The 7,920-nt window shown below is 52.9% G+C and carries 7 protein-coding genes; 1 reads left to right on the top strand and 6 read right to left on the bottom strand.

All coding sequences use genetic code 11. The features are described from left to right. Window positions 1-213: 213 nt before the first annotated feature. The 6 genes from F3H12_RS12515 to gpr form a co-directional block, all read right to left on the bottom strand. Window positions 214-912 carry a DUF881 domain-containing protein gene (locus tag F3H12_RS12515; protein WP_149679656.1) on the bottom strand — a complete coding sequence of 233 codons (699 nt, stop codon included), beginning with the start codon at window positions 910-912 and terminating at the stop codon, window positions 214-216. Beyond that, entirely contained in the window at window positions 909-1,625 is a 717-nt protein-coding gene (locus F3H12_RS12510; protein ID WP_149679655.1) for a DUF881 domain-containing protein, read from the bottom strand. The genes F3H12_RS12515 and F3H12_RS12510 overlap by 4 nt, the downstream gene beginning before the upstream one ends. Before the next feature lie 24 nt (window positions 1,626-1,649). Then, on the bottom strand, window positions 1,650-2,717 hold the full coding sequence (locus F3H12_RS12505; protein ID WP_149679654.1) for an HD-GYP domain-containing protein: 1,068 nt from the start codon (window positions 2,715-2,717) through the stop codon (window positions 1,650-1,652). A gap of 81 nt (window positions 2,718-2,798) precedes the next feature. After that, window positions 2,799-4,844 carry an NAD-dependent DNA ligase LigA gene (gene ligA, locus F3H12_RS12500; RefSeq protein ID WP_479694081.1) on the bottom strand — a complete coding sequence of 682 codons (2,046 nt, stop codon included), beginning with the start codon at window positions 4,842-4,844 and terminating at the stop codon, window positions 2,799-2,801. Next, window positions 4,816-5,709, bottom strand: a complete 894-nt coding sequence (locus tag F3H12_RS12495; protein WP_188118530.1) for an N-acetylmuramoyl-L-alanine amidase family protein — start codon at window positions 5,707-5,709, stop codon at window positions 4,816-4,818. The genes ligA and F3H12_RS12495 overlap by 29 nt, the downstream gene beginning before the upstream one ends. 504 nt (window positions 5,710-6,213) lie before the next feature. Further along, window positions 6,214-7,212, bottom strand: a complete 999-nt coding sequence (gene gpr, locus F3H12_RS12490; protein WP_243133287.1) for a GPR endopeptidase — start codon at window positions 7,210-7,212, stop codon at window positions 6,214-6,216. 242 nt (window positions 7,213-7,454) lie between these two features. On the opposite strand from gpr, the gene rpsT reads away from it, so the two are divergent. Continuing rightward, the gene (gene rpsT, locus F3H12_RS12485) at window positions 7,455-7,715 is read left to right on the top strand and encodes a 30S ribosomal protein S20 (protein WP_149679652.1); all 261 of its coding nucleotides are present in this window, start codon (window positions 7,455-7,457) and stop codon (window positions 7,713-7,715) included. Window positions 7,716-7,920: the final 205 nt, after the last annotated feature.

The raw sequence follows: 7,920 nt of genomic DNA, 5'->3' as shown, positions 1-7,920 counted from the left end.
GCCCTTTATTTTATCGATTTTGGGCTATATTTTTGATATTTCAAAGAAAACAGGCATTCTCACCCACGTGAAAATGCCTGTTTTTCGACAATCTGAGGAGTCATTTATCCTAAATGACTCCTATACTTTCGGTACTATTATATTAACCGTGGACAGGCCAAAATGCTTGGATTTGGATACGGCCGCCGCCCGTCGCGGGAATGGCGCCGGGGTTTACTGGGTAACCGGCGTCAGCTTGTCGGTCCGTATGACGGTTCCGTCGTCCCTTACAGCCGGTATGACCACGTTGTCGCTCTTTTCAAGGGTTACATTGAATTCGTAAACCTGATACTTGGCCAAAACGCCGCCCATCAGCCTGAGGGAACGCTCCATCCTGTCCGGATCGCCGATGGCCTTGATGGTATACGGCGGAACCAACTGACGGCCGTTGATCATGATATAATCACCGGCTTCACGCACTTCGCTGGTGGCCACAATCCGTTCGTCATTGACGCTGAGCGCCTGGACGTCGGAGGCTTTCAGTTCGTTGAGAAGTTCCTGGATATGGCTGGCTTTTACCTTGATCTGCCCGCCGCTTTCCACGGTGATGACCAGCCCGGTGCCCTTAACGGTTTCAAGGCCGGCCATGACCCGGGCCATCAAGACCGACTTCTTCAGATCCTCCACATATTTCATGTCCATGTTCTCATCGTTCTTCAGGGCGTCCACTTCCTGCCGGAGTTCCTCAATCCTTGCCCGGAGGTTTTCATTGTTGTTCCTTTCCATCAGGAGTTCTTCCACCAGTTGGCTTAAGTTCTTCTTCTCATACTGGGCCAGGACCAGGTTTTCATTGACACTGCTGTACTGCCAGGCAATGGCGATGCCCAGCAACAGGCAGACAAGGGTCAATGCCATGGTTTTGAACGCTTTCACTCCGACACCACCTCCAGATGGCTCAGCCATTCATCAACGGATTCATACAGGCGATATTTCTCGATAACCATGTCATACTCCTTCCTGATGTCGATCCTGATGCCGTAGATCCTCATGATGGCAACATTGGGGAGCTGATCAATGGCATCGTACAAAATATCCGGATCGCCGATGGCCTTGATGACATACGGAGGCGGATACCGGCTCTTGTTGAGGAAAATGGTCGGTCCGGCACAAACCAGCTTGGAAGTTCCCAAAATCCGTTCGCCGTTAATGGAGATGGCCTCTGCTCCATTGATGCGCAGCTCATTTAAAATGCCGGTAATGTCGGCATCATGGATGATGTAGTCCTCGATATCGCCGCTGCCGGCTGTCTGGGCATCCTGCATGGTGATCACGATGCCGTTGCCCCGGACATTGGTCAGCCCGGCCCGGAAATATTCATAATCCCGCTGGTTGATCAGCGCCATGATTTCAGGGTCCCGCTGCCGGCTTCCAATATTGTTGAGAAGCTGGCTCCATTCAGCCTCCAGATTGTTCAGTTCTTCCAGAAGCCTTCTGCCCTCGGCTTCTTCGGCTTCGAGGCTGGCCGCAAGCTCCTTGATGGACATCTGGCCTTCGTTGTTCTGAAGGATGCCCCTGAACTGGAGCGTGATCAACATGCCCAACAGGAGAAAAACTACAAACATCAATATTTTATGGGTCTTCACCATATGATTAGCCTGCTCCCTCAAACATCACAGGAATTCCACGATGGAAATCGATTTCGTCACCGCCAGATCGATAAACCGATCCCCCACCTTAACCACGGGTCTGGAAAAGTCCATCCGGTTCATGAAAACCACTTCACCCACTTCGCCGGTGCTCAGCCGGACCCTGGAACCGACGTAATAATGGGTGATATTGTGGAGAAATGCGTTGAGGACCAGTGGATCCAGCACGCCGAAGCTGTCCTGCTGCATGAGCTGGAAAACTGTAAAGGGCGTGTCCTTGTCCTTGTACACCCGGTTGGCCGTCATAGCGTCAAAGATGTCCGCAACAGCGACAATCCTGGCAATCTGGTTGATCCTGTCGCCGGTAAGCCCCATGGGGTAACCACTGCCATCCATTTTTTCATGGTGGGTCAGCACGGCCAGGGCTACCTGGTGATCAAAATTGCGGTCTTCCGTCACAATCATGTAGCCGTACTCCGAATGGCGTTTCATGAGCGCAAACTCGCTGTCGGTCAGTTTGCCCGGTTTATTGATGATTTCCGGCGGTATCTTGGCTTTGCCCACATCATGCAGGAGGCCTGCTTCAGCGCATTTCTTTACCATCGCCTCATCCAGGTTCATCCATCTTGCGATCATCATGGACAGCATGGACACATTCATGCAGTGGTAATAGGTATATTCGTCAATGGTTCTGATCTGCATGATGGCATCGATCATGTTCCTGTTTTCCGCCGGCCTGCTGATCATGGTGTTGACGATCTGATCGGTGGCATCCTTGTTCAGGCGCTTGCCGGTGGAGATGTCCGTCAGGGTTTTTTTCATAGCGTGGACATCCTGCTCATATTTTATATTAAAACTCTGCCCGTCATGGGTTATTGCCCAGTCCTGGTCAACGCCAGAAACGGAGATCATGCTTTCCTCAAAGACGGGGATAGACCGGATGCCTATGTTGCGCAGATGTTCGATGGCATGTTCATCCAGAACCGTGTTCTCATACAGAATAATCGCGCCGTAACGATTGGCTATGGCCTCAGCCGTACGCATGCCAGGCTTGCAGGAATCCACTGAAATAATAAACCTTTTCTTGTGCACGAGGAACCATCTCCCCCCTTGTAAGAAGTTCTCTTTTGTAATATATATCGGTATTTTTGCGTCAGGAAGTTCTGCCGCTTCCTACATGCCGCACATCCGTCTGAATTCGTCCTCGTCAATTATCCTGATACCGAGCTGCTGCGCTTTTTCCAGCTTGCTGCCCGCCTCGTCGCCGGCCAGCACAAAGTCGGTCTTCCTGGATACGCTGCCCGAAACCTTGCCCCCAAGGCTTTCAATGATCTCGGTGGCCTGGGCCCGTGTAAAGGATGGCAGGGTTCCTGTCAGCACAAAGGTCTTGCCCTTGAATATGCCGTCCTGGCTTTGGGCAGCGGTGGAAACCATCTGCACGCCGGCTTCCTTAAGCAGCGCCAGGGTATGCCTCGTCTGCTCCTGCCTTAAGAATCCGTGCAGGCTTTCCGCCATTTTTGCCCCAAACTCATCGATGGTCTGGATCTCTTCCACGGTTGCCTCAAGCAGCTTGTCCATGCTCCCGAAATGCCGGGCTGCCAGTTGAGCCGCACGGAGCCCGATGTGCCTGATGCCCAGGCCGAAGATCAACCGGCTCAGGTCATTGGTCTTGGATTGCTCGATGGACGCAAGCAGGTTGTCCACCGATTTTTCTCCCATGCGTTCCAGGGCAATCAATTCGTCCCGCCTGTCCCTGAGCTTGTAGAGATCCGGGATTCCCCGGATGAAGCCCTTATCCAGCAACATCTCTATGAGCGCAGGTCCCAGTCCCTCGATGTTCATGGCATCCCTGGATGCATAATGGATGATGCTTCTGAACAGGCGGGCCGGGCATTCAATACCCGTACAGCGCCTGATGGCCTCGTTTTCTTCCCTTAAGGCAGGCGCGCCGCATACCGGGCACCTGTCGGGCATGGCATAGGGTTTGCTGTCTTCAGGCCTGAGGCTTAAGTCCACCCCGACCACCTCGGGGATGATCTCGCCCGCTTTTCTGACCCATACGGTATCGCCTTCCCGGATATCCTTCTCCCGGATGAAATCCTCGTTGTGAAGCGTGGCGCGGGATACGGTGGTTCCGGCAAGCCTGACCGGCTCCAGCACCGCATTGGGCGTGAGGGCACCGGTTCTTCCCACCTGGATGATGATCTGCTTCAGCTTTGTCTTCTTCATCTCCGGGGGATACTTGTAGGCCACAGCCCATCTGGGCGCCTTGCTGGTGGATCCCAGGATCGTCCGCTGCTCCAGATCGTCAACCTTGACCACGGCGCCGTCTATCTCAAAGGGAAAACTGTCCCTGGCTTCACCAATGGCCTTAATCTCCTCTATGACCTCCTGGATATTGCGGCACACCTTATAGCCGGGGCTTATCTTGAATCCAAGCTGTTTTAAGAGTTCCAGGGATTCGGAATGGGTTTTCAGGGTTTTCCCGCTGATTCTTTGCACGTTGAAAATAAAGATATCCAGCTTTCTCTGGGCTGTTATGGCGGGATCCAGCTGCCTCAGGGAGCCTGCCGCAGCATTGCGGGGATTGGCAAACAGCTTCTGCCCAAGCTCCTCCTGGCGCTGGTTCAGTTCGAGAAAATCCTTGCGGGGCATGAACACCTCGCCGCGGACTTCAAGCAAGGGTATCTCAGGCTCCCCGGGCAAACGGTTGAGCCTTAAGGGTATGGCGCGAATGGTCTTCAGGTTCTGGGTCACATCCTCGCCAACCACACCGTCCCCCCGGGTTGAGCCGCGGACCAGCAGACCGTTTTCATATTCCAGGGAAACGGACAGGCCGTCGATCTTCTTCTCAACGACATACGCAACTTCTTCCCGTCCGAGCGTTTCCCGCACTCGCTTGTCAAAATCAAGGAGTTCGTTCAGATCAAACACATCGTTCAGGCTCTCCATTTTTACTTCATGGATCACCTTGGAAAAGGCGGTGTCGGCTTGTCCGCCAACCCTTTGTGTCGGGGAGTCAGGTGTGACCAGTTCCGGATGGGCCTGCTCCAGTTCAACCAGCTCCTGGTACAGCCTGTCATACTCGTAATCGCTGATTTCAGGATCATCTTCAACATAATAGCGATGATTGTGGTAATGGATCAGTTCCCTGAGCGCTTTGATGCGTTCTTCCACATTCATGCCGCTGCTATTCGGCATCAAGTTCCTTGAAGACATAAAGTTCCCCCTCGTATTCAAAGGCCTGCAGGGTCTCAAGGGCCTCCTTTATCCCTTCCGCAATGCCAATTGCCGTTTTGGTCCGGAATTCGGCAGATTTCAGACGGGCATGATCTTCCTGGTTGGTTATGTACGCCGTTTCCACCAGAACGGCAGGCATTTTGGTGTTTCTCAGCACGGACAGATCGTTTTTGATGGCCCCCCTGTATTGGATACCGTTATGTGCCTTTATGGCATTGGCCATGATTTCGGCAAACCGGTAGCTGTCAAAATCCTCAAACATCATCTGCTTGCCCTTGTTATAGTAGAATATCTCCATCCCTTTAACCTGCCTGGCACCCGGGTACTTCAGATCATATGCGTTCACATGGATGCTGACAAACAGGGTGGCCTTCTTATCATTGGCCAGCTGCGCACGCCGCAGGAGATCCTCCTTCTGGGTGTCGGCAAGGCGGGTATCGGTTTCACGGGTCATGATGACGGGGATACCGGCCTCGGTCAGGTAATCCCTGACCTTCAGGGCTATGTCAAGAGTGACTTCCTTTTCATAAAATCCGTCTTCATAAGGCGATATGGTGCCCGGATCATTGCCGCCGTGTCCGGCATCGAGCACGATGATGACCTTTTCCAGGGATTTGCCCTCGGGTATCTCAATGGGCGGCGGTGTAGGCTCGGGGGTCGGCGGCGGAACGAAGGGCGTCACCACAATCGAGGCAGCTTCCGAGTCACCGTTTTCCCTGACCTTCCCCAGGGCCACGACCACGGCCGTAACCACGAGCAAAAGAACCAGCAATACCGCTGTAAACCTTGCATGATTCTTCAGTCTGAACCTGGGCCGGGGATTGGGGAATATCAGACGGGCCACTTTCAGTATCACTCCTGCCTAACTGTGCTGTATTATCATCATACTATAATTTATACGTAAAATACAGAGCTTCTTGCCTGCCACATGCAGGCAGGAGGCATGCGTTGGAACGTTTTGGATGTTAACCCATTCGGGAAGTATGATTTGCAGTCGTACAGCACGGCGGCCGGGCATTAGGCTCCGGGGATTGCCGCGCTTCGCTTTGCTCCGCTCGCAATGACACCCAGGGCATGATACCATTGGGTTATGTCTTTTCTGTCATTGCGAGGAGCGCCAGCGACGAAGCAATCTCCGCCACTTCCGCGGCCGCTCCCGGGTTTTACGGGATTGCCAGGCTGCGCTCGTAATGACACTTATACAGGAAGGGAGCCCGTAAAGGTTAAAGCCCCACTGCAATAAGGCGCCAAAACAGTCTGCGAAAAAGGAACAGGGGCGGCTTGACTTGAACGTACCTAAATGTACCGGGTTCAGCCGCCCCTCATTCCAGTGTGTTGCGGCCCGCTGTTACTGGATGAAGCGGTCCACATCCTTGGTGTCAATATTCTTGTGCAGCGCCATGTTGATGCCGTTTGCCACCAGTTTGGAGAGATACTCCACGATTTCATCGGTGTCCTTGGGCGTGACCACCAGGTTCCCGGAGTAGGGCTCCAGAATATTGAGGATGGTCTCGTACTTCTCGTCGCGGTTGATGTTGGACAGCATGTTGTACAAAGCGCTGTCCGTCGGGCTCTGTTTCATCATGCCGTCTATCATGAGGTCAATGGTATCGCTGACGATGGTGGCGGCGTCCACCACGGTCGGAATACCGATGGCGATAACCGGTACGCCAAGCGTCTCCTGTGCAATGGCGATGCGCTTGTTGCCGATGCCTGAACCCGGCGCAATGCCGGTATTGGCCAATTGGATCGAGGCATTGACCCTGTTCATGTTCCTGGAGGCCAGGGCATCCACCGCAATAACCAGGGCAGGCTTGATCTGGTCCACCACACCCTTGATGATATGTCCCGTCTCAATGCCTGTCAGTCCCAGAACGCCGGGCGCTATGGCGCACACCGGCCTGGCCCCGTCATCCACCTCCTGCGGCAAATACTCGTGCAAATGGCGTGTGACCAGGATATGGGACGCAACCCTGGGTCCCAGCGAGTCGGCGGTCACATTCCAGTTGCCCAGGCCGACCACCAGCACCGTGTCATTGTCATTGAGCCGGATCAGGTTCTCCAGTTCCCTGGCCAGCATTTTGCAGGTTTTCTCATAGAGATCTCTGCTTCGATCGCGAATGCCCGGCATATCCATGGTGATATAGGTGCCCATGGGTTTTCCGGTATTCTGTTCTCCCAGGGGAGATACCACATGAACCCTGGTGATGCTGACTTGCTCATCCCCATCCTGCTCCACCCGTATGCCATCCTGCACGCCCTGCTGCTGTATCATCCTGGCACCGGTGCCCGGAGCGCGGGATTCGTCAGCCATGTCCGTGCGAATGCTTCTCATCTGTTTTACCATAGCAACACATACCTTTCCTTCATTGGGTTGATAATAAGAATGTTCCGGGTTTATTATGAACCGTTTCAAAATCTTTCATCCCTGTGGAAAACGTGCCGGTAAAACCGTTTCATCAGGCCCGCATTTCGCGGAAGACTGAAAAATTTGAAAAGAAAGCATGGCGCGTAGATAAAAGTGTTGCATTGGGACAGGGTTCATGTTAATATATTGAATGTTGACTCAAAGTGCAGGAGGTGAATAGGATGCCGAATATCAAGTCTGCGATGAAAAGGGTCAAGGTTTCCAGGGCCAAGAACCTGCAGAACAGGATGAAGAAGTCCGAGCTTAAAACGGCAATTCGTCGTTATCGCGAGGCACTTGCTGCCAAGTCGGATAACGCTGAAGTATTGCTCAAGATTGCCATCAAGAAGCTGGATCAGGCAGCAGCTAAGAAGCTGATTCACAAGAATGCCGCCTCCAGAAAGAAGTCACAACTCATGAAGGCTATGAAGGCCTCCGTGTAATTCAGCAATAACGGCAACTCCATATAAAAAAAATGAAACGTACTTTAAAGTACGTTTTTTATTTTATGTATGCGGAATTAAGAGGCGGCACAACCCATCAGTTCACATTCTGGTTCTACGTCAAATGTTGGGGTGGAACCAGTAAAATGAAGTAGCATATGGAATATGGGCAGATGATCAAGTATGGTCATCTGCCTTTTTTCTG

It is taken from the genome of Thermoclostridium caenicola (assembly GCF_900142095.1).
GTDB lineage: Bacteria > Bacillota > Clostridia > DSM-8532 > DSM-8532 > Thermoclostridium_A > Thermoclostridium_A caenicola.
The sequence above is the reverse complement of the archived record's forward strand: the minus strand, read 5'-3'. Positions and strand labels throughout refer to the sequence as shown.